Origin of the sequence: Lactobacillus sp. UBA5813, from assembly GCF_002417895.1 — a bacterium.
In the GTDB taxonomy this organism is placed as follows: domain Bacteria; phylum Bacillota; class Bacilli; order Lactobacillales; family Lactobacillaceae; genus Lactobacillus; species Lactobacillus amylolyticus.
Window position 1 is genome coordinate 1 of the sequence record NZ_DICZ01000026.1, and the last position, 22703, is coordinate 22703.

The window sequence follows — 22703 nt, forward strand, 5'->3', positions numbered from 1 at the left end:
TAGGGTGTTTGACAAAGAGCCTTTTTTACTTACTGTCTGTATTTAGGATTGAGGTATTTTAAAAATATTGGTATAGATTGATTGTTTTATCTGAGTTTAGCCGATATTATCCCAAGGCTTCAAGTCGATAGCTGGGCCTTCAGCTAATTTTACTTGTTCTTTTGTTAAAAATTCCTTTCTGACAACTACATCGTAAACATAGTCTTCAAACCATTTTTGACTCATTTCGTAGAACCCTTTGTGGCCATATTTATCGCCCCAGGAGTTTTCTACTTTCCATTTGCGAATTTGACCTTTGTCTTCATCGACACCGACCAAAGTCATATCATGAGTTGCAAAGCCTTCACCAGTTGCCAAACGATCAGCCTTGCTCATTTGAGTATCAACACTGAACAATGCATCAGTCTTGTAAAGTTCAGTATCAAGATAGCCCGTCTTGCGTTCCATTTGCTTGAGAACATCATTACCAAAGATAACGGCATCCCCTGCTTTAAGTTGAGCAACAGCTGCTTGAGCCAAGTATTCAATTGGAACATTCAAGAATTTAATTTGATCACCGCCATCAACGTTATCATAAAGTGGCATGTGATAAAGCTTATTAAATTCGTGGTTTGGACAATTTGACAAGCACACGTAATCATCAAAGTGGAAATCTTTGAAGTATTTTTGGACAAATTGACGTGGAGTCAAGTCCTTTTCCAAATGGTACTTCTTGTCATCATCGCGGTATTCCAAATCGAATTTCTTTGGTGGTTCGCCCAAAGCAACTGATACCATGCGGTAAACTTCATTCAAGCATTGCTTCTTGGCTTTTTCTAATTGATCTTGCTTGCCTTCCTTGACCAACTTGCGCAAAAGCAAGGCATCTTTTCTTTCCTTGCGGGCCAAAGAATCAATCAAGCCCGTGGTGTTATTGGAGTTAAAGCTTTCTGGCATGGCATATGAGGGAACGACGCCATACTTTTTAACTAAATTGATTGCCATTCCCCAAAGACCACCATCTTCGCCGGTAAAGCCAAGCCAAGATTGAACTTCACGGTCATCAAGTTGCTTGTCTGCCAAACGGATCATTGCATCATAGAAAGCATTGGCACGTTCAATTTTATCCCAGAAGAAATTATAAGCTTGTGAGAAAGTAAAATCCTTAACCTTATTCTTCTTGCCAAAATAGTGACGGAGAACGTTTAAAGTTGCAAACTCCCAGCAGCGGCCGGAATGCTTTTGATCAGTGACGTTTTCGGTATCAAGTTCAATTGAGAAAACGTGGTTCAAACGATTGGAAACACTGTCATTAAATGAAGCTTCCAAAAGTCCTGAACGTTGAGCGGCACGTGAGGCAACTTGATTTTTATCATTGCTGTTAAAATCGGCGGAAAAGTCGGCGATTTCTTGATCTGAAATAATAGTCATCGGTATCCCCTTCTTATCTATTGGCTTTTAATTTTTCTTTAAGTGTCAGTGTTAATAATAGCTTGTTTTTAGAAAAATAGCAAGCAAATTTGCTCATTTTCTTTAATTTTTTATTCATTTAGTTTTCCGTTAGCAAAAATTCATGCTTTCCCTAGGAATAAAATCACTATAATAAGTATGGATGAATTTTTGGAGGAAGAGAAGAATGAAAAAACATAAGTTGTTGCATCTTGCTCTTTCACTAATTGCTGCTATCAGTTTAACAACAATCGGCGAAACTGCGAGTCAAAAAGTCGAAGCAACTAGCTACAGTGACAGCTCGCTTGCTAGTTTGAAGTTTCATAGCAAGGAAATTGTGACGGTTGATTATAACAAGCCGCAGTTTTCAAAAAAGACGGAATCAGAAAAACGCGGTCCCTGGCAAAAATACAGCAACCTCGATTATCTTAACCGGGCTCGAACTGTGAATGCCCTGTTAAATAAAAAGCTGATGCCAACCGTCAAGCGCGAAGGCTTGACCTGGGATCCAACCGGCTGGCACAATAAGCGCATCAAGGGCGGCTGGCTATACAATCGCTGCCACTTGATCGGCTATCAATTGACTGGTCAAAACAATAATCCCCGCAATTTGATCACGGGAACCCGTGAATTAAACGATCCTGACATGCTCAAGTACGAAAACGAAGCGGCAGATTACATCCGTGAATCCGGCAATCACTACATTCGTTACCGCGTAACGCCTATTTATAAGGGCAATGATTTATTGGCTAACGGAGTTGAGATGGAAGCTCAGTCAATCGGCGACAACAGCGTTCACTTCAATGTCTTCATCTTTAACGAGCAGCCTGGCGTGGTTTTGAATTACAAAGATGGCACAAGCCGCGTAAAGAATTCAGGTGCCACGGTTGTTGCTAAAGCAAAAAAGACTGCTAAGAAGAAAACGACACGGGTAATTCGGCATGTTGCTCACCGCGTCAGCACCGCACGTTATCGGGTGATCGGCAACAAGCGCAGCAAGATCTACCACGTTGCCAGTGGTCAAAATTATCATATGTCTTCAGCAAATGCCGTTTACTTCAAATCTGAAGCTGCCGCAAGAGCTGCAGGATATCGTAAATCGAAGAGATAAACAAGAAAGCAGATTGAATCAGTTATTCAACCTGCTTTTTTCTTTCAAGATATAATTTATTGCTGCGTGGAAATTCGATTTTTTGCAATTTTTTCAGACGTTTTATAACTTCATGCTCATTCAAATCTGTCCAAACGACTTTGCGGTAGCTATCTTCGATGATACTGAAGCCTGCACGATCCTTTTTATAAGTCAAAAGTTTAATCGTGGCCTTATCCTGCATTTTTTGCAACTCACGAGCGACAATATTTAGCAAATTACGATTATCAATCATTAAGTTTCACCGCGCCAATCCATCAACTAACTTACTTTTCCAATATAGGCCTCAGTCTTCATCGGCACAAGCAATTTACCATCCTGAGCCAACTGATCGAATAATTTGCCAACTGCAGCAACAAATTGCTCGTAGTTTTTATCCCCTGCTTTTAAGGAATATGACGATGACAAAGTCCGATTAACAAAGCCTTGCCGACTGTATTCTTGATCATTTTCTGTTTGAAAGGTATCGCAATTACCGGTAAAGAATTGTCGACAGTCAACAGCCGCAATTCCGTTTGAAAAGCCGTGAAAATTAGGACAATACTGTTTAAGCAAAGCTGCCAATTTTTGATTGCAAATGGCATCAGCAATTCTTGAATTATACACGATGATTACTTTGCCATCAGCTTTTAAGATGCGCTGACATTCCTGCCTGAATCTTGCCTGGTCAAACCAGTGAAAAGCCTGTGCTGCCGTGACATAATCAACACTGTTTGCAGGCAAAGTCGTGTTTTCGGCATCCCCAGCAATCGAAACAAAGTTTGTTCTTTTGCCTAAATTTTTTTCGGCTTGTCGGCGCATATCTTGATTGGGTTCCACTGCATAAACGTGATAGCCTTGGTCCAGCAACTGTTCAGTAAAAATTCCAGTGCCTGAACCAATATCCGCAATAGTTGTAGCGGATGTTAAGGCCAACTTTTCTTTTAAATAAGAAAATAACTCTGGAGCATATTTTGGCCGGGCCTTAGCATAGATTTGACCTTTACCGGTGAATTTTTCAGTATTATTCATTATTTTCCTCGAAATATTAATTTGTCCATTTTTCTATTCATATCACAGAAAAACTCCCAGTTCAAATTGAACCGGGAGCTTTAATATTATGCGATTTTTCGTTTTACTTCAATGAAGCAAGCATCTTGAATGCAGTCTCAGTGTCGTGAGCCTGGATTTGGTAAACATTGCTGCCATCTTGCCATGCAATCACGGTATTCAATGAACCAACGCTGTCACCAACAGTCACATACAAACTACCCTTATTAGAGGTCTTTGGCAAACCGTATTGCTTGTACAAAGCTAATACTTTCTTACCACGATCGGTTGGGTCCTCCTTCAATTGACTGCTTGCTTGGATTACGAATGAGTAATTATCGCTGTTCCATTGCAAGTATCTTTGACCAGCAGCACCTTGAATAGTAGCAGTCGTGCTTGAATCCAGCTTCTTAGTTGGCAAACCAGATTGTGCCGGAATGTAATTGATCAAGTCAGAAGCTTCAGAGCTTGAAGCGTTAGTAACTTCAGTCAATACTGCATATGGCTTCTCATTCTTTACGCTAGCTGCATTAAAATCAGCTGCAGAATTACCAACACTGTAGTAAATAATGTTAGTATTGCCAGATTTGTTGTAGCGAACGTTCAACTTGCTTGAGCCTTGACCCAAACCATCATTGGTTGGCAATGCCATATTTGGAAATACCTTGCGCAAATCAGAAGTTAACTTGCTAATACGGCTTTCCTTTGGTGATTGAGATGATGGCTTGCTTGATTGTGAAGTGCCTGATGAACTACTTTGACTAGAAGTTTTCTTTTCTACTTTTGAACTAGTAGCTTTAGAGCTTGAAGAACTACTTTGGTTGCTGTTGTTGCTAGAACATGCAGACAAAGACAAAGCTACTAAAATAGCAGCTGCTGTAATACCAAACTTGTTTTTCATAAAATTTTATCTCCTATTAACATAAATTCTCTTTTATTACTTACTCCTATTGTATCAAATGTTGCACTAGGTTTCTTTTAAAAAGCACTTACGAAGATTACCATTGCTTTAAATTTTTTACTAGTTGCCGCTCACCAAATCAACTACATCCCTGGCAATCACCAATTCTTCATTGGTTGGCACGATCAACGCCTTTACCTTGGAGCCAGGCTTTGAAATGAATTTTTCGCCATTTGTCCGGTTGGCTCTGAAGTCTGGATCCAAGCCCAAATATCTCAATGAGCTCATAATGCCGGCTCTAATTCCAGGATCATGTTCACCAATTCCAGCTGTGAAAATAATGCCATCTACCCCATTCATTTCGGCAGCATATGCACCAACGTAGCGCACCACGCGATTAATAAAAATGCGCCGCGCAAGTTTTGCCCGTTTTTCTTTGCTTTCAATTAAATCACGCATGTCCGAAGAAACATCAGAAATGCCCAGCACGCCTGAATCATGATTTAGCATTTCAATTACTTCATCGATGGACATATCCGTTTTATGCATTAAAAACTGTAAGGCAGAAGGATCAACGTCACCGCTTCTGGTTCCCATCGTAACGCCGGCTACGGGGCTAAAGCCCATCGAGGTGTCAAAGGAGCGACCGTTTTTGACTGCTGTTACTGAAGCACCAGATCCTAAATGGCAAACAATAAGCCGAGCAATGTTGATATTCTTGTGCATCATTTTGGCAGCCCGCGGAGCGACATAACGAACGGAAGTCCCGTGCGCACCATATTTTCTAATGCCAAATTCTTTGTAGTATTTGTAAGGGATGGAATAGAGATAATGAATCTTATCAAGCGTTTGGTGATATGAAGTGTCAAAAACCGCTACTTGCGGCACGTTTGGAATGATTTTCTTAAATGCTCTGATGCCCTGTGCCTCAGGAATATTATGCAGAGGTGCCAGCTCGCCTAACTTAAACAGCTTGTCCAAATTATCGTCGTCCATAATGACCGATTGAGAAAAGACTTCACCGCCATTTACAACGCGGTGGCCAACGCCCGCAATCTCACGCAAACTTTCAACAACATGATACTTTTTAAGAGTGTTAATCAACAAACTAACCGCAGCTTCTTGGTTAGGAATGGCCATGTTTTTGATAAACTCTCTGCCATTAAGTTTGATTTTGAAAACAGAATTTTCCATCCCTACCCGTTCGGCCTGTCCTTGCGCTATTACTTCTTCGCTCGGGAAAGAAAATAATTTGTATTTAAAAGATGAACTGCCTGAATTTATCGCTAAAACTTTTTTCATATTCTTTACTTCCTCACTTGTAAAATAGTCTCATTTATATAATAGCGCTCACATTGGCATGATAGCTAGCTTTAAATAAAAAAACTGCTGATAAATTATCAGCAGTTCCATTCTATTTTTCTAATCGTTCATCAATTTTTGTCATAATCAATTGGACCACGCCAACCCACATCAAGGCAATGGCAACTGATCCGCAGACATCAGATGGATAATGGGCATAAACGTAAACTCTGGAATACATAACAATTACCAACCAGACAATCATTAGAACGCTAAGCCAGAATTTAGCAGTTCTGTTTTCCATCACTTGTGGCAAAAGCACCATCATCAGCCACATCAAGATGATTGACATTCCTAAAACGTGACCACTTGGGAAACTGTAGCCATCGTCTTGAGCCAAGTGCTGAATCGGACGAGCCCGGCTAATTACATGTTTAATTACCCAACCCAATGCATCGGCACTGATCAGTGTAACAACAATGTTTAACGAGAGCGGACGTCTTTTTTTCAGCCACAAAATAACAGCGATCAACAGCATCCAAACTAAATCCATCTTTGGTGATGCCAAAAAAGTAATCTTCAGCATCAAGCCTTGCAAATTCGGAATTGATCTAACTACGCCCTGGAAAAAATGATCAAAAGAACTAATCCAAGCCGCGTGAGCAGCTACTGAAATTGCAAAAATCAATGTGATGGGCAAGCCAACACAAATTGCATAGATATTTTTCTTCATTTGTCTCCTCATTCTACTTTTTATCAGCGTTTTAATCTTACCACAAAAAAAGCTTTACACATTTCGTGTAAAGCAATTTTTATGATCTATTTTAATTAATACCAGCCATTAGCTTCCCAGAACTTCTTAGCAGCAGTCCAAGAACCGTAACGACTATTAACATAGTTATCAGCAACCTTTTCTTGGTTTGATGCAGAATAGTTGCCGCCTAAAAGTGAGGCTGATAATTGATATTTACCGATATATTGACCATTCTTGGCTGTGTATGAACCGCCAGATTCTTTATTAGCAATCCAAGCTTTGGCACTTGCTTCAGAACCAGTTGCTGTTGAAGTATATGTGCTTGTAGATGAAGTAGTCGTTGAGCTAGCGGCGCTGCTGGTTGAGCTCGTCTTAGCGTATGAAGCGTAATTGGCAGTTGAAGTGCTTGAAGTCATTACAGAAGCAGTTGGGACCTTAACCCATTGGTTATCTCCAAGGTCGTACCACTTATTGCATTGAAAGTCATAAGCTGTTTGAATAACTTTTCAATTAGTGTTAGCTGCCAAAACTTGACTGGTAGCAGCACCATTTTCGTAGTAATTGTAAACAGTAGTAGCTTTAGTTACTTTGTAAGTAGCTGCGTCATTTTGAACGATAGCAGCTTGAGCGTCATTATTGTCAAAAGTATTTACGGCTGCGATTCCTGCGATTGTAAAAACAGCAGCAGCGATAGATTTAGTTACGATAGATTTAAGTTTCAAAATAAAACCTCTCCTTTATAAGTGAGTTATTAAATTCTTGTCTGTCATCTCTTGACAGTCTCTATAGTACAAGGAGAGTGTTTCAGAACTATCTCATAATGATCACTCAATTATTTGTCTTGAATGTAATATTTTGTAACATCAGTAATAAAACCGGTTTTATTGTTAATTTTGTAAAAAAGCCTTCAAGTTTTCTTCAAACTTTCTAGATCAAATTCATCTTATCCAAATACTCTGCGTTTTCAACCGTGTTCCAAGCGGCACCCTTAAGCAAGTTGTCGGCTACAACCCACATGTTGAAGGCACCTGGATTTTCATAATCAGGACGAATTCGGCCGACAAAAGTATCGCGTGAACCTTCGGCGTTTACTGGTTGTGGGTAAATTTGATGCTTAATGTCATCTTGCAAGACATCGCCTGGGAATTTTGCAATTACATCCATAATGTCTTGAGCTGTTGCATCCTTATCTTCAACAGTGAAGTAGACACTTTCACCATGGGCAATTGGTACTGGTACCCGCACGCAAGTAGCCGTTACCTTAATCTTGTCTGAGTTCATGTCATCCAGCATGATCTTCTTGGTTTCGTGGATCATCTTCCATTCTTCATGAGAATAGCCGCTGTCTTCCAAGACATCAATTTGTGGAAGCAAGTTAAAGGCTAATAGATAATGTTTCTTATCGCCTTTTGTTGGCAAAATCTTGGCATCTTCTTGCATGTCTTTGCCATCCAAGTAGTCTTGTGCTTCCTTTTTAAGTTCTTCGATTGCAGCTTGACCAGCACCAGAAGCAGCTTGATAAGTTGAAACGATGATTTGCTTTAAACCAAACTTTCTTCTTACTGGTTCAAGGGCCATAACCATTTGAATGGTTGAACAGTTAGGGTTGGCAATAATGCCATGGTGCTTTTTCAAAGCTTCAGGATTAACCTCTGGCACAACCAAAGGCACGTCTGGTTCCATTCTGAAAGCACTAGTGTTGTCAACACAAACTGCACCGCGCTTTACAGCTTCTGGCAAGAACTTTTTAGAAACTGAGCCACCAGCTGATGACAAAACCAAGTCGATGCCATCAAAAGAATCAGGCGTGGTTTCTTCAACTGTTAAGTCTTGACCTTTGAATTTCAAAACAGTTCCGGCTGAACGATATGAAGCAAGCAGCTTCAAGCTTTTTACAGGGATGGTTGATTGCTCCAATTGTTGAATCATTCTGCGGCCAACAGCACCGGTAGCACCTAAAATTGCAACGTTATATTCCTTAGTCATTTTTAATTGCCATTTTTTTGTAAATAATCCTTAATTCTTGATAAAGCAGTATGCAAATTCTCATCTGAAGAAGCATAAGATAGACGAACGTAGCCTTCGCCACCTGGTCCAAAGGCTGAACCTGGGATAATGCCAACTTTTTCTTTATTTGCCAAATCAAGCGCAAACTTCATATCGTCCTTGCCGAATTTTTCAGGAATTTTAGCAAAAACATAGAAGGCACCTTGTGGCTTAGCGGTCTCCATGCCCATGTCATTCAATGCTTTAACAACAAAATCACGCCGTTCTTGGTAAACTTTGCGGTATCCTTCAGGATCATCCAAACCATTGGTCAATGCTTCCAGAGCTGCTGCTTGTGAAGAATCAGTGGTTGTCGTTACCATCAAGCCATGAACCTTGCCGATTTGAGCCATAATTTCTGCAGGTCCGGCAATATAACCCAAACGATAACCGGTCATAGCGTGAGACTTGGATACACCAGAAATATAAAGTGCACTTTCAGGGATTTCGCTTGCAATTGAATAATGCTTAACGCCATAGGTCAAAGTTGAGTAAATTTCATCCGTAATGACATATAAATTATGCTTGCGAATTACTTTTGCCAAAGCCTTAATATTTTCTTCTGAGTATTCAACTCCAGTTGGGTTGGTTGGATAATTCAAAATTACGGCCTTAGCCTTAGGATTTTCTTCAATGACCTTTTCTAAGTGTTCAGGCGTTAATACGAAGCCATCCTTAGCAGTATTTACCAAGACAAAGTCGGCATCTGCCAAGGTAGCAACTGGCCAGTATAGTGAAAAGACCGGCGTTGGGATAATAACTTGGTCGCCTGGATTGCTGATGGCAAACAAGGCTGTATTGATTGCTTCAGTTGCACCAACAGTAACAACAACTTCTGTTTCAGGATCATATTTGACGTGAATCGTCTTGTCCAAAAAGTTGCTGATGGCTTTTCTTAAAGCCAACTTGCCTTTTTGTGGTGCATAGTGTGAATCGTTGTTTTGAATGCTGCGAATCGCTGCTTGCTTGACGTGTTCAGGCGTGTTCATATCAGGTTCACCCAAAGTCAATTTAATAATGCCTGGAATTTTTGAAACCTGATTGTCAAAAATTCTGATACCGGAAGGTTTTACCTTTTCAACCTTGTCGCTATAACCTAGTCCATCTGCTAAATGTGGCATATTTGCCTCCTATAAAATATTTTCTAATCCAATAACCAAATGATCCAACTGATCAACTTTTTCAAGTGCTACCTTAACACCGCTCATGAAAGATTGACGATCAAATGAATCTTGCCGAATCGTTAGTGCTTCGCCATTTCCGCCAAACAAAACTTGCTCGTGAGCAATGTAGCCTGGCAAACGAACGGAGTGAATCTTGATTCCTTGATAGTCACCGCCACGCACGCCGTTTAAGCTTTCGATTTCATCCGGAGCAGTTTCGTGTTCTGGTCTGTTTTTAGCAATCAACTTAGCCGTACTCAAAGCCGTGCCTGAAGGAGCATCCTTTTTATCTGCGTGGTGCATTTCGATAATTTCTGCATCAGGGAAATATTTGGCTGCTTCTTGAGCAAATTTCATCAATAAGACGGCTGACATTCCAAAGTTAGGAGCAATTAAACCAGCCTGCTTCTTTTCTTTAGAAATAGCAACCAACTCTTCTTGTTGAGCATCGGTTAAGCCAGTTGTGCCGATTACTGGGGCGATGCCATGCGTTAAAGCAAACTTGGTGTTGTCATAAACTGAACTAGGCGTGGTGAAATCAACCCAGATATCCGCAATGCCAGCTGGAATATCGGATAATTGTTCAAAGATTTGCGCATCAGCTGGCAAATGATATTTTTCAGGATCGTGTTCCGCAATCGGAGACAAACCGGCCACGATTTCAAAATCGGGCAATGAGTTGACCAAAGCAACTGTCTTTTGTCCCATTGCACCAGTAAAACCTGCAATTAAAACTTTTTTAGTCATTGTTTACTTCCTCTCCTAAATCCAAAGGCAATTGACCAGATAAGGCATCATCCTTCAATCCTAACTTTTGTGCTAATTGAACCTTTTCATCATCATTTAAGGCCAAAAGTGGCAAACGGCAGCCACCTGTCTTAAAGCCCTGTGCATTGAGGACTGCTTTAACTGGTGATGGAGATGGGAACATGAACATTGCTGCCATCTTTGGCGTCAACCAGCGTTGAAGGTTTGCTGCTTCGACATAATTGCCGCCGTATAAATAGTCGTACATTTGCCGCATTTGCTTGCAGTATACATGAGAAGCAACTGAAACAACGCCGTTTGCGCCTAACAATCTTGCTGACAATGCTTGGCTGTCTTCTCCACTGAAGACCATGAAATCAGGATCCTTGTGATCAATGATGTATTCCATTTCTTCAAGAGAAGCACATTGTTTGATGCCCTTAATGTTTTCTTCGTGTGACAAAAGGACAATGGTTTCTTTTTCCATCTTGACTCCAGTTCGACCTGGAATGTTGTAGATCAAAATTGGCATATGAACCGTTTGCGCAACAGTCTTGAAGTGAGCAATCATGCTTCTTTGGTTAGGCTTGTTATAAGGCGGAACCACAACCAAGGCATAATCGATACCCTTGATTTGCGCAACTTCATTAGTGAAGGAAATCGTTTCAGCAGTATTGTTGCTGCCTGTGCCAGCGATAATCGGGACACGGCCATGGACGATTTCAGCGAACTTTTGATACAATTCAATTTTTTCATCATGAGAAAGAGTTGGTGTTTCACCAGTCGTACCACCAATGACAAAGCCGTTGCATCCTCGTGAAATCAAGCGATTGGTCAATTTTTCCAAACAATCGAAATTGATTTTTTGTTGTTCATCAAAAGGCGTTACAAGTGCCGTTATTAAATCTGCATCAATTAAAGAAGTCATTTAATTCTCCATTCTATAAATCAGAAAACCCTTAATCGCATCAACTCCACGTTGAATGCTCTTTTCATCAGGGGTCAGCGTTGCCGAATGCAGCTGTGAATCATCATTGACGCCGAGCCAGAACATAACGCCTGGGAACTTGGCCAGCAAGTAGCCAAAGTCTTCACCGGTCATTGCCGGCTCAGTTTCGATAAAGTTAACATCGGGCTGCTTTTTCATATACTTGATAAAGCTGCGAGTTAAATCTGGATTATTTTCGACTGGCCAATAGCCGCCTTGATTCAAATTCAGCTTTACGTCCATATTAAAACTGCGTGCCACGCCATCGCAAACATCTTGCAAACGATGATCAATGTTCAAGATCATTTTTTGAGTCAGGCCACGAATCGTTCCTTCAATGCGGGCATGACCGGCGATCACGTTTCTGATCGTGCCAGCATCGACCTTTCCCAGCGTTATAACGCCGCTTTGAATCGGGTCAATGCTGCGAGAAATGATCGTTTGAATCTGCATGATCAGGCTCGCCATCGCTACGACCGTATCGTTTGCGTTTTGTGGAAAAGCAGCATGACCGCTTTTACCGATCAAATCAATATTGACTTCAGTAGTTCCCGCGAACAGCGTTCCCATGCGGCAGCCAATCGCACCAGCTAGCAAAGCCGGATTGTCATGCAAGCCATAGAATTCATCAGGTTTCCATTTATCTTCAAAGATTCCCTTTTCATAAGCTTGCTTGCCGCCTGATTCACTCTCTTCAGCTGGCTGGAAGAAGAAAAGCAGATTGTCTTGGGGTTGATTTTCACTAAAATAATTCAGCAAGCCCAAAGCAACAGTCATATGAACATCGTGGCCGCAGGCATGCATCACGCCAGGATGTTTTGAAGAAAAAGGCAAACCAGTCTTTTCTTCTACTGGCAGCGCATCAATATCCGTGCGGTAGCCGATCGTTCGCCGCGGCTTTTTCCCTTTTACCAAAACCAAAATTGCAGTTGGCAATTGCTCTGGTACTCTGATCTCTAAATAATCCTGCTTAAAGCTTTCAATCACCTGCAGTAAATAATCATGCGTTTGCACTTCATGCAGTGCCAATTCCGGGATTTGATGCAAGTGTCTTCTAATTTTAATTAAGTCTTGTTCTGTTAAAAGCGTCATTGTTACAGCTTTCTTAAATTGTCTTCCAAACCTGTCTTGCTCTTGGTCTTTTGGTCAACGTTCTTAATGAACTTGGCTGGAACGCCAGCGACCATCGTGTGTGGCGCAACGTCATGCGTTACGATCGCACCAGCCGCAACAACTGCGCCTTCACCAACATGAACGCCTTCAATCACGACGGCGTTTGCTCCGATTAAAACGTTGTCATCGATTCTTACTGGCTGAGCTGAAGCAGGTTCAACCACGCCTGCCAAAACCGTGCCGGCACCAATATGACAATGTTTGCCAACGATTGCACGGCCACCAAGAACAGCGCCCATATCGATCATCGAATCGTCCCCGATCTCAGCACCAATATTGATAATTGCGCCCATCATGATAACGGCGTTATTGCCGATCGTCACTTGGTCACGAATAATTGCACCTGGTTCAATCCGCGCATTGATTTTCTTAATATCAAGCAAAGGAACGGCTGAGTTGCGTGCATCATTTTCAATATAATAGGAAGAAATTTTTTCTTGATTCTTTTTCAAAAATGGTTCAACTTCGTCCCAATCACCGAAGATAACGCCTGAATGAGCTTCATTGTAATTTTCAATAGATTCAGGGAAATCAAGGTCAGCTAAGTCGCCTTTAATAAAAACCTTGACTGGCGTCTTCTTTTTAGCATTGCCAATGTAATCAATAATTTCTTGCGCTGTTAATTTCTTCATTTCTTGATCTCCTTAATCTTCTTGGTAGCTTTGATCTAAGCGAACTAAATCTTCTAGACTTTCACGTTTGACTACTACTTGCGCATGACCATTTTCCGCAAAAACAACGGCGGGACGTGGATTGCGGTTGTAGTTTGAAGCCATTGAATAACCGTAGGCACCAGTGTCGAGCATTGCCAGAATGTCGCCTGGTTTAGTTTTTGGCAAAAAGGCATCTGCACTTAGCAGGTCACCGGATTCACAATACTTGCCGGCAATGCGAACGTGCTCTTCTTCCTTTGCTTTAAGATTATTTGCCAAAACCGTTTCATATTCGGCCTGATAAAGAGCGGGACGAATGTTGTCGCCCATTCCGCCATCGACCGTTACATAAGGCTTCAAGCCGGGAACGTCTTTGCGTGAGCCGACTTGGTAAAGGTTATAACCAGCGGGACCAACGATTGAACGACCTGGTTCAATATCGATCTCGGGCAACGGATAATCGTTTTTCGCAGCTTCTTGCTTGATTGTTTCAACGATCGCCTTAACGAATGCCTCCGGCTTTAATGGATGGTCAGAAGAAACATATTTAATACCGAAGCCACCGCCGACATTAATGATTTTTGCAGTGTAGCCGTACTTCTCACGCCAGCTGCTGGCTACTTGCATCAGTTTTTGAGCAGCCATTTCAAAACCGTTCAATTCAAAAATCTGTGAACCGATGTGAGCGTGAATTCCAACCATATTCATTCGTGGTTCGGCCAGCACTTCTTGAAGTGCCTTGGCTGCCTGACCGCTATTAAGATCAAAACCAAACTTGCTGTCAATTTGACCGGTTTGATCATATTCATGCGTATGTGCTGAAATACCAGGCGTTAAGCGAAGCATCACTTTAATGTGACGGTCGTTTTCTTGCAAAACCTCTTTTAGCAATTTAATTTCATAAAAATTGTCAATAATGATCTTGCCAACATGATTTTTAACTGCCATTTCCAGCTCAGCCCGTGATTTATTGTTGCCGTGGAAACTAACCCGTTCCATTGGAAAGCTGGCCTTCAAAGCGGTGTAAAGTTCGCCCGCCGAAACAACATCAGTATAGGCACCTTCTTCTGCGGCCACTTGATACATGGCAATTGTGGCGAAAGCCTTGCTTGCATAAGAAACCGCATATGAAGTTTTCTCTTCTTCAAAAACCTGCTTGAATTTGCGAATCTGTTGGCGAATTTGACCAACATCGTAAACGATTAACTGCGTGCCGTACTTTTTAGCTAAGGCAACACTGTCAACGCCGCCAATTAATAAATGACCTTCTGGACTAACCTGTGAACTAGCAATTTGTGAATTCATTGATCTCTCCGTTTTTTAACTAGGTGAAGCGCTAAATAAAAAATCCATTGTCTGCCGCTACAAACAATGGATTAATCATCTTTAATCTAATAGTCGATAGCGCTCCGCGAACCTCTTCGTTTCTTTTCGCGACAGTCCGCAACTTCTTTAGTTACGACCCAGCTAGTAGCTTTGGCATCAGTTACTGCTTCGGCAGCCTCCCCTTTCACAGTGATCATCGTCGTGCCTGACTTACACTCTTAATCATGTCGGTTGCTCCTCTTCGATTTGACTAAATTGTATATTTTATTAAAAACATAGTCAACACATTTATAACTGTTTTTTATTCTTTATTAATAATTAAATTCGATTACTTTTGCTTATTCTCAAATTGATTTGCATAAATTAAAATCAATGTTAAAATTCAATTAAATTATCTCAAGTTACAGGTGAAAGAAGTTAGAAAATGAAAGTAATCAAGTTCGGTGGTAGTTCTTTAGCTACAGGCAAGCAAGTTGAACGCGCAATTAGGATTTTTTTGGCTGACGATAATCGGCAAGCAATGGTTGTCTCGGCTCCTGGCAAAAGGTTCAGCGATGACATCAAAGTTACTGATTTATTGATCAAATATGCAAAAACATATTTAAACAAACAAGATACTAGCGAAATCGTTGAGCAAATTTTCGCACGTTACCAAGAAATAGGCCAATATTTTGGCTTGACTAAAGAAGATCTTAACTTTGTCAAAGAAATATTAACGTCCTTGCCTGATCAGCAATATCCCAATGATGATTATCTTTTGGCCGCTTTCAAAGCACATGGCGAACGCTTAAATGCGCACTTGATTGCAAAAATTCTGCAGCATCAAGGTCTAAACGCTAAGTTTTTGGATCCGACTGAGGCCGGCTTAATCGTAACTGGTGAGCCCAACGATGCTTCCATCAGCCCTGAAACCTATTTGAATCTGGATCAGATTCGCCTTCAAGCTGATGAAAAAATCGTCTTTCCTGGCTTCTTCGGCATCACGCCATCTGGCCACATCGCTACTTTTTCACGGGGCGGTTCGGATATCACTGGTGCGATTTTAGCGCATGGCCTGCACGCAGATCTTTACGAAAACTTCACTGATGTAGATGGTATCTTCTCAGCTAACCCAGCAATTATTGATGATCCGAAATCCATTCACCAGATGACTTACCGTGAGATGCGGGAATTGTCCTATGCCGGCTTTTTCGTTTTCCATGACGAAGCATTGATTCCAGCTATTCAGGGCGATGTTCCAATTAATGTCAAAAACACTAATGACCCAGAGAATCCGGGCACGATGATTTTGCCAGAAAAAGATTTTCACGCTGAACAAACGGTAACTGGCGTTGCCAGCAAGAAGCATTTCTCCGCTTTGTATTTGCACAAATACTTGCTTAACGAAGAGGCTGGTTTTACCTTGCGGATCTTGCAGATTTTGGACAAACATGGCATTCCATATGAGCACATGCCTTCCGGAATTGACGATATTACTATTATTTTTGACCGGAAATTCTTGAATGATCAATTAATCGACCTCATCTGCAGTGAAATTCAAGCTACAATCAATCCGGATCAGTTGGAATGGATCGATGATTATGCCATTATTATGATTGTGGGCGAAGGAATGAAAAATCAAGATGGCATCAACGCCAGAATTTTGAACGCATTGCTTCGTGAACATATTTCACCACAAATGATCAATCAAGGTGCTTCACAAATTTCAATTATGATTGGCACCAAAAAAGAAGAAGCAGATACTGCAGTTAAAGCAATTTACAACGAATTTTTTAAATAGGAGCTAACAATGACACAATTATTGAAGGTCCACGGATCACAGAATCAATTTTTCATTCTTGATCAAACTGAATTGGATGAACCGTTAACTGACGAGCAATTGCGCAATTTTACCAAAAAAATTACTAGTTCCGACACTGGCATTTTAGGCGGCAGCGACGGTGTATTGGTAGTCAATCATCCGACTCGCAGCCATGCTTTGGCACAAATGCGCGTGATCAATGCGGACGGTAGGGAAGCCTCAATGTGCGGCAACGGCTTAAGAACAGTCGCTCGCTATTTATTTGAGCAATTTCATCAAGATCATTTTATGGTCGACACGATGAATGCAAATTTGCGCGTCAACAAGCAGGCTGATTTGGCAGAAGACGTTCCGGCCTTTGCAGTTGAAATTTCACCGGTTTCTTTTGCTAATGAAAAGTTTCCTTTCGACAATGTCGGCCTCAGAAGAATGATCGACCAGTATGTGCCTGAACTTTATCCAGGCTTGAAGTTTACAGCTTTGGCCGTTCCTAATCCGCATCTGATTTCCTTCATGTCGCAAAAGCAGATTGAAGGACCGATTTTAGGGGAATTGGGTGAAAAATTGAATCAAGACAATCCTTACTTCCCTGATGGCGTAAACGTCAACTTTGCCCAAATCATTGACAGAAATCAGTTGTTCGTACGGACTTTTGAACGAGGTGTTGGCTTTACAAACGCCTGTGGTACAGGGATGTCAGCAACTTCCCTTGCACTTTGCCTCACACATCCAGATTTAGGTCAGTTTAATCAAAAGATTGATGTTTATAATCCAGGTGGCAAGGTGCAGACGATCGTACATTATGATCACGACTGCTATTGGATCGAATTGATCGGCAATGCTACGTTTACAGCACGAATTGAAATTGATGAAGATGATTTGCGACAGGCCAATTTTGATAATGTCAAAATTACGGAGACCGATGAACAGGCAGCTTATGAGCGCTTTGTCAACAATTTGCCGCATTTCAACAATTTGCAAACTATATAGAAAAAGATGGAAAACCATTTTTGGTTTTCCATTTTTTAATATCCAAAATAATATGGTGAATTGGGATCCTGAACTTGTCTAATATATTCTTCAAAATAAGGCAAAGTATATCTAACAAGACCATAGCCAGCCGGCACAATTAATCGCCTTTCAATGTCCTGTCTTCGATATTGGGCAACAAAAACTTTATCTTTTTGGAGAATTTTAGTAACTTCTTGCAATTTCTTATTGCCCGCAACAGCAATCAAATACTTTCGATCCCAGTCCGATAACTCCGTAAAAATCTTTTGATATGCATTATCAAATAGATTAAGCTGATACTCAATCTTGATATTATCCAGATCTTTTTGTGTAGGAATCTCACCAGCCACTTTATTAAACAGCAAAAATCCTAACAACTGAAATGCATAAGAGTATCCTTTTGTCATTGTCGACATCTGTGAGGCAATGCTCAGAGAAAAGTGAAAAAATTTAACATAACTAGAGACGATATCCGCATTCTTAAGGGGCAATGTATATATTTTTTCAGATCGAAGCAAAAATGTTAATTTACTTTCGTTCTGAATATCTAAAATCAGATCTGGCAATCCGGTCAGCAAAATAAAAATAGGGTAGTTTTCGCCTTTTAATTCATTGAATACTTGTGCAAGTCTTCTAACTCTATCGAGGATTTTTTCTAAAATCACGTCATACTCACTATTGGGATCTGACAAATCGAAATTTAATCCTTTTAAGTTAACGGAACTAATACTATCTATAATTTTTTGCAGTGGCGTTTCAGTTATTGCCAATAATTTTTTTGTCAGACTTAGAACCAAATTATCTTGATTCAAAACGTTAACATGATAGCAATTAGAATCGTCGCGAAGCTTGTGAGCCACTACATTAAGAAAGACTGTTTTACCCGATCCCTGAACTCCCGTAATAAAAAATGACCGCGCAAATTCACTTTCTTGAATAGTGCTAATCAGCTCATTTACACGCAAATCTGTATCTAAGAAAATTTTGGGTACATCACTATAGGTAGGGTTGAATGGATTTCTCATTTTTAAACTCTTCACACATTATTTAGTTTTATTATAGCAATTCCGCGAATACCTTTTCGGACACACGAGGGGATGTTCCATAATCATTGATCTATCAACACATACAGTGATTTCGCCGGATAAATTTTGACCATTTTTCAAAATAAAAATGTTGATATATCAAGGTTTAGTCACATACCCTCCCCTGATGTGTCCGTAATATTTTTGAAGAACAACAAAAAACACTAAGATACGTCAAACATCAGCATCTTAGTATTTTTCTTAACCCTATTTAAAAATCGGCAATATATAGAATAGAGTGTATGATTTTCAAATAATAGATAATCCAAATTTCTAGTAAGTATTTTTTAGAATAACAAGGTTTAGAATGTCAAAGAGATTTTCAAAATAAGGTCAACAGTAAAGCTTTAAAAATGAGAAAATTATTTTCACTATATCGTCTTCTTCCTTAACCACTACATCTTTAAGTTTAATCAGATTACTTATTTTATTAACTTAAATGATGAAACTGACGTATTTCTGCTCATAGTTATTTTCTTTGTGGTAGATGTACTTAGAATTTGTACTTTCTGCATATCATACGCAAAAAAGGCTTCGTTGAATTGATCAACAAAGCCTCCCCTAGTTTTTGATTTTATTGAATTCCAAAAAGCAATATATTTGTTCCTAACTTATTCATTCCTTCTTTTTTTAATTGTTTTAATGAATTAATGACAAATACCTTCTGTTTGCCAGTTAACTTTTTAGCAGCTTTCATTGCTTGATTGAAATCACGTTTATTATTAATCTTCTTAAGATTTCTATTTTCTCTATTTGCAATTCTCTTCAAGGGTTTAGTTACACCACTCATCGATTTAGTATTTAGATAATAGTATTCCAGACCTTCTTGCGTAGTCCAACAAGAATATTTTTTATCCTTTGAAGCTACTAAATATAATGGAGCTCCTGAGGCATTCTTTGGGGCATAAGCAACTTTTTCAATTCTGAATTTTACATTTTTGATTTTTTTAGGGCTAACAGTTTTAGCTTTAAATAAATCAGTGGTCTTTAGGGCCTTTTGATAATATGTTTTTCCAACATTGATTTTTCTAAAGGCATTACTGTCCACACGTAAAATATATCCTTGTTTAGTTAACGACGTATTTTCAATTGTCATCTTAGATGCGGTTTGACTTGCCGTAGCTGCATCAACTTGTACAGGTTGCGTTTCAAATGTAGTCATGCCGGTTACATTAGCTATCAAAAATGCACTAACCAATATGTTCTGAAATTTCATTTTCATTTCCTCCAAAAAATTTAGTTTATAACATATTTCCCTCTCTCAAATTGTAACCCCATCATATATATTTTTAAAGCATAAAAAAATAAAAGTGTCACATACGACACTTTTATTTTTCATTTAAATTTGGAAACAAATCCTTCCATATTGTTATCAACAAAGAACCGTCTAATTTTTTCAGCCTTTGGCTTATCATTACTGAAGACAGCGATATAATACCGTTCCATAATCTTTGCAAAACAATTCTTAGGATCCAAATTTAGCTTATTTAATATATTTAGAGATACATTTATTCCTTCTCTATCATCATTATTTTTTCTAGAGGACCATTCCAAATAGTTAACAGCAATTGCAGCAATCAGCCTTGGTTTATATCTGGCAATTCATTTATTTGCGGACACTTTCTAAAAATCAACTCAATAATAATTTTCAGATCATTCATCTCAAACAATGGCATAGCTACTGCAAACAATCTTAACGAATTTTCATTCCAATTTTTGGTTTTAAAAATCTGTTTCCTGATGTCTAATTTTTCCTTATCTGAAAGTTTATCAAAACTATTTGTTAGATAGGCTTTTATCAAGGTTGCCTGCATAACCAGATTTAAGATCTCATGAGTTTGCCTTTCCTGATTTAACTTTTCCTGTAAATCAGTAAGCTGGCGCAAATTTTTATGATAATATGCTTCATGCAATTGAGATAAGTATTTTTCAACTTTATCTTCTTCGTTTTCTGTTTTTACCTGCACAATATTTTCAAAAAATGAATGACATCAATATCATGCAGGCGCAGAATTTTGATCAGGTCTGTCGCTTTAATTTCATACTGATTTCGTTCGATTTTTGAATAATATGATTTAGTTAAAACATCCCCTGCCATTTTGGTCTGGGATAACCCTAATTCTTTTTGCTCTTTCTTTAAAGTTTCTCCAATCGTCATCATTATTTCCGTGCTAAATCAATGACTTTCATCACTTGTTCACTATGCTCAAGCGCTGCTCTTACTTTTTCCATATCATGGTCCCCAATAATCCGATTGAATTCAACGAATTCATCAAACATCCGGTGATCATGGTCATTAACATTAAAATGTTCCAGCTTTTCGCTATTATGGTAAGTATCAAAAGCAGGAAAAGTATTGGTTGGGCCATCAATCACGATGCTTTCATTTTCCCCTTCAATCGTTGAGGTAACTGGAGCACCAACATCCTTGGCAGCAATTGAAACAGCTTTGAAATCGCCATAATCCAAAAGCAAAATACCAGACGTATCAACTCCGCGTTGTATATTAGCCAAATATTGCACTTTCTTAGGCATCCCAAATAAACCAACCAATAAGTGAATATTGTACACATTTAAGTCCATCAAGGCACCACCAGCTTTTTTTGGATCAAAAACTGGGGCAATAATGCCCTCTTTGAACTTATCGTACCGACTTGAATACTGGGAGTAATTCATCGATACAATTCTAATCTTGCCCAATTCCGGCAATTTTTCTTGCAAAAGCTTGTAGTTTGGCAAATATAAATTGGTAATTGCTTCAATTAAGACTAAATCTTTTTCCAGAGCTAAATTCTTAAGTTCCTCAAATTCATCAAGGCTAACAGTGAATGGCTTTTCACAAATTACGTTTTTCCCTGCTTCCAAAGCCTTTTTGACGAAGCTGTAATGCAAGGAATTGATGACAGCAACATAAACCGTGTCCGCGTCACACTCTGCTAAGGCCTGATCATAGTCAGTGAAGACTTTTTTAATGCCATACTTTTTTGCCATTTCCTGCATACGCTCTAAACTGTGCTTAGTAGCAGTAATGCCGCTTAATTCAATCTGCGGCAAATCAGGTGTAATCATTAACCAATCTTGAACGATTTTTCCCGAACCAGCAATTAATAACTTCATTTTTACTCCTCCTTATTAAAGCATTTTATTCAAAGCTGCTGCGATTCCATCATGATTGTTATCCAGCGTCACTTCATCGGCGTTCTGCTTCAGGTCTGCCGGCGCATTGCCCATGACAACCGAATGCCCTACAGCCTTTAACATCTCTTCATCATTGTAATTGTCGCCAAAGGCCCAGGTATCAGCAATCGGAACTTTGTAAAAATCAATCAGTTGTTTAACTGCCTGTCCTTTTTGGATTCCTTTTGCCATTATTTCTAACAAAATTGGACTGGACTTAACAATGTTTAAATCTGTGAATTCTTGTCGCAGTTTTTTCTGCAGTTCTGTAATTTCCTGAGGTTGGCCAATCAATAATGTTTTATGACAGCTAGGTAAATTAGCAACATCTTCAAGCGTTGCTCTTGTCGATTCAACCTGAACGATTCTTTCCTCATTCAAGTTTGCTGGCATTCTTGGTGATAGCCATTTTCTTGCAGCATAAACATTCCAGGCAACATCAGGATATTCTTCAGATACCAATTTAATAATTGACTCTGCCTCGGCAATTTCCATCGGCTGACTGGCAATCGTTTGACCATCCTTATCGATAATCAAGGCGCCGTTGTAGCAAATCATCGGATAATTCGTCGTAATTTCATTGCCCACCGTTTCGATAGCCTGGGGCATCCGTGCCGAAACCGGAATGAACATATCGCCCAAAGCAATTCGGTGTCGGATTGCTTCTTTAGTTGCTGGAGTAACTTGATGCTTATTGTTGATCAGCGTTCCATCAATATCTGAAAAAATAAGTTTCATTTTTGCTCCTTAATCATTTTATTTCGTAAGCGGTTTCTATACTAAATTATAGCAAAAATACAATAAGCTTTGGCCTGCGATAACTTGTGAGCATGCTTTTTCAAAAAAATGCTTAAATCTGCAAAAAAAGCTAATAAAATTGCATAAAATCAAGCTTTTCCCGTTTTAAACTATCTAAGTTAATGGTAAAATAAGTTCTCGTAAAGGGTTGCAAGATAATACTTCTAGCAA

The 22703-nt window shown here is 39.6% G+C and carries 22 protein-coding genes, 1 pseudogene and 1 riboswitch; of the genes and pseudogenes, 3 read left to right on the forward strand and 20 right to left on the reverse strand.

Annotation, left to right across the window (positions count from 1 at the left end; genetic code table 11):
• Positions 1 to 96 precede the first annotated feature (96 nt).
• Entirely contained in the window at positions 97 to 1410 is a 1314-nt protein-coding gene (locus tag B2008_RS04955) for a C1 family peptidase (protein ID WP_281830269.1), read from the reverse strand.
• Between the two features lie 205 nt (positions 1411 to 1615).
• On the opposite strand from B2008_RS04955, the gene B2008_RS04960 reads away from it, so the two are divergent.
• A complete protein-coding gene (locus B2008_RS04960; protein ID WP_281830268.1) occupies positions 1616 to 2539 on the forward strand; it encodes a DNA/RNA non-specific endonuclease in 924 nt (307 codons plus the stop codon).
• Positions 2540 to 2561: 22 nt separating this feature from the next.
• Here B2008_RS04960 and B2008_RS04965 read toward each other — a convergent pair whose 3' ends face one another.
• The 13 genes and pseudogenes from B2008_RS04965 to lysA form a co-directional block, all read right to left on the reverse strand.
• The gene (locus B2008_RS04965) at positions 2562 to 2813 is read right to left on the reverse strand and encodes a hypothetical protein (protein WP_281830266.1); all 252 of its coding nucleotides are present in this window, start codon (positions 2811 to 2813) and stop codon (positions 2562 to 2564) included.
• A gap of 26 nt (positions 2814 to 2839) precedes the next feature.
• A complete protein-coding gene (locus B2008_RS04970; RefSeq protein ID WP_281830264.1) occupies positions 2840 to 3589 on the reverse strand; it encodes a class I SAM-dependent methyltransferase in 750 nt (249 codons plus the stop codon).
• A 103-nt stretch (positions 3590 to 3692) separates the two neighbouring features.
• Positions 3693 to 4508, reverse strand: a complete 816-nt coding sequence (locus tag B2008_RS04975; protein WP_281830262.1) for a hypothetical protein — start codon at positions 4506 to 4508, stop codon at positions 3693 to 3695.
• Between the two features lie 120 nt (positions 4509 to 4628).
• A complete protein-coding gene (locus B2008_RS04980; protein ID WP_281830261.1) occupies positions 4629 to 5810 on the reverse strand; it encodes an acetate/propionate family kinase in 1182 nt (393 codons plus the stop codon).
• A 112-nt stretch (positions 5811 to 5922) separates the two neighbouring features.
• On the reverse strand, positions 5923 to 6543 hold the full coding sequence (locus B2008_RS04985) for a phosphatase PAP2 family protein (protein WP_281830259.1): 621 nt from the start codon (positions 6541 to 6543) through the stop codon (positions 5923 to 5925).
• A gap of 95 nt (positions 6544 to 6638) precedes the next feature.
• Positions 6639 to 7286 (reverse strand): annotated as a pseudogene (locus B2008_RS04990) (hypothetical protein).
• Positions 7287 to 7491: 205 nt separating this feature from the next.
• On the reverse strand, positions 7492 to 8550 hold the full coding sequence (locus B2008_RS04995) for an aspartate-semialdehyde dehydrogenase (protein WP_281830257.1): 1059 nt from the start codon (positions 8548 to 8550) through the stop codon (positions 7492 to 7494).
• A gap of 2 nt (positions 8551 to 8552) precedes the next feature.
• Positions 8553 to 9731: an aminotransferase class I/II-fold pyridoxal phosphate-dependent enzyme gene (locus B2008_RS05000; protein ID WP_281830255.1), complete on the reverse strand. Its 1179-nt coding sequence runs from the start codon at positions 9729 to 9731 to the stop codon at positions 8553 to 8555.
• A gap of 9 nt (positions 9732 to 9740) precedes the next feature.
• Positions 9741 to 10520 (reverse strand): 4-hydroxy-tetrahydrodipicolinate reductase, encoded by a 780-nt coding sequence (dapB, locus tag B2008_RS05005; protein ID WP_080881911.1) that lies wholly within the window; start codon positions 10518 to 10520, stop codon positions 9741 to 9743.
• On the reverse strand, positions 10513 to 11448 hold the full coding sequence (dapA, locus tag B2008_RS05010; protein WP_281830253.1) for a 4-hydroxy-tetrahydrodipicolinate synthase: 936 nt from the start codon (positions 11446 to 11448) through the stop codon (positions 10513 to 10515). The genes dapB and dapA overlap by 8 nt, the downstream gene beginning before the upstream one ends.
• Positions 11449 to 12600, reverse strand: coding sequence for an N-acetyldiaminopimelate deacetylase (locus B2008_RS05015; protein WP_281830251.1), 1152 nt, complete (start codon positions 12598 to 12600; stop codon positions 11449 to 11451).
• 2 nt (positions 12601 to 12602) lie between these two features.
• Positions 12603 to 13313 carry a 2,3,4,5-tetrahydropyridine-2,6-dicarboxylate N-acetyltransferase gene (gene dapD, locus B2008_RS05020; RefSeq protein WP_281830250.1) on the reverse strand — a complete coding sequence of 237 codons (711 nt, stop codon included), beginning with the start codon at positions 13311 to 13313 and terminating at the stop codon, positions 12603 to 12605.
• A 12-nt stretch (positions 13314 to 13325) separates the two neighbouring features.
• Entirely contained in the window at positions 13326 to 14639 is a 1314-nt protein-coding gene (gene lysA / locus B2008_RS05025; RefSeq protein ID WP_281830248.1) for a diaminopimelate decarboxylase, read from the reverse strand.
• Between the two features lie 88 nt (positions 14640 to 14727).
• Positions 14728 to 14910, reverse strand: a riboswitch (Lysine riboswitch).
• A gap of 174 nt (positions 14911 to 15084) precedes the next feature.
• On the opposite strand from lysA, the gene B2008_RS05030 reads away from it, so the two are divergent.
• Positions 15085 to 16440 carry an aspartate kinase gene (locus tag B2008_RS05030; protein WP_281830247.1) on the forward strand — a complete coding sequence of 452 codons (1356 nt, stop codon included), beginning with the start codon at positions 15085 to 15087 and terminating at the stop codon, positions 16438 to 16440.
• A gap of 9 nt (positions 16441 to 16449) precedes the next feature.
• Positions 16450 to 17451, forward strand: coding sequence for a diaminopimelate epimerase (dapF, locus tag B2008_RS05035; RefSeq protein WP_281830245.1), 1002 nt, complete (start codon positions 16450 to 16452; stop codon positions 17449 to 17451).
• A 35-nt stretch (positions 17452 to 17486) separates the two neighbouring features.
• Here dapF and B2008_RS05040 read toward each other — a convergent pair whose 3' ends face one another.
• From B2008_RS05040 to B2008_RS05065, 6 genes are all read right to left on the reverse strand, one after another.
• Positions 17487 to 18497 carry an ATP-binding protein gene (locus B2008_RS05040; protein ID WP_281830243.1) on the reverse strand — a complete coding sequence of 337 codons (1011 nt, stop codon included), beginning with the start codon at positions 18495 to 18497 and terminating at the stop codon, positions 17487 to 17489.
• Positions 18498 to 19131: 634 nt separating this feature from the next.
• Positions 19132 to 19773, reverse strand: a complete 642-nt coding sequence (locus B2008_RS05045; protein WP_281830241.1) for a hypothetical protein — start codon at positions 19771 to 19773, stop codon at positions 19132 to 19134.
• A gap of 361 nt (positions 19774 to 20134) precedes the next feature.
• On the reverse strand, positions 20135 to 20524 hold the full coding sequence (locus B2008_RS05050; RefSeq protein WP_281830239.1) for a hypothetical protein: 390 nt from the start codon (positions 20522 to 20524) through the stop codon (positions 20135 to 20137).
• Entirely contained in the window at positions 20515 to 20718 is a 204-nt protein-coding gene (locus B2008_RS05055) for a helix-turn-helix domain-containing protein (RefSeq protein WP_281830237.1), read from the reverse strand. Before B2008_RS05055 ends, B2008_RS05050 begins: the two co-directional genes overlap by 10 nt.
• Positions 20718 to 21674 (reverse strand): Gfo/Idh/MocA family protein, encoded by a 957-nt coding sequence (locus B2008_RS05060; protein WP_281830236.1) that lies wholly within the window; start codon positions 21672 to 21674, stop codon positions 20718 to 20720. Before B2008_RS05060 ends, B2008_RS05055 begins: the two co-directional genes overlap by 1 nt.
• 15 nt (positions 21675 to 21689) lie before the next feature.
• Positions 21690 to 22472: a Cof-type HAD-IIB family hydrolase gene (locus B2008_RS05065; RefSeq protein WP_281830234.1), complete on the reverse strand. Its 783-nt coding sequence runs from the start codon at positions 22470 to 22472 to the stop codon at positions 21690 to 21692.
• Positions 22473 to 22703: the final 231 nt, after the last annotated feature.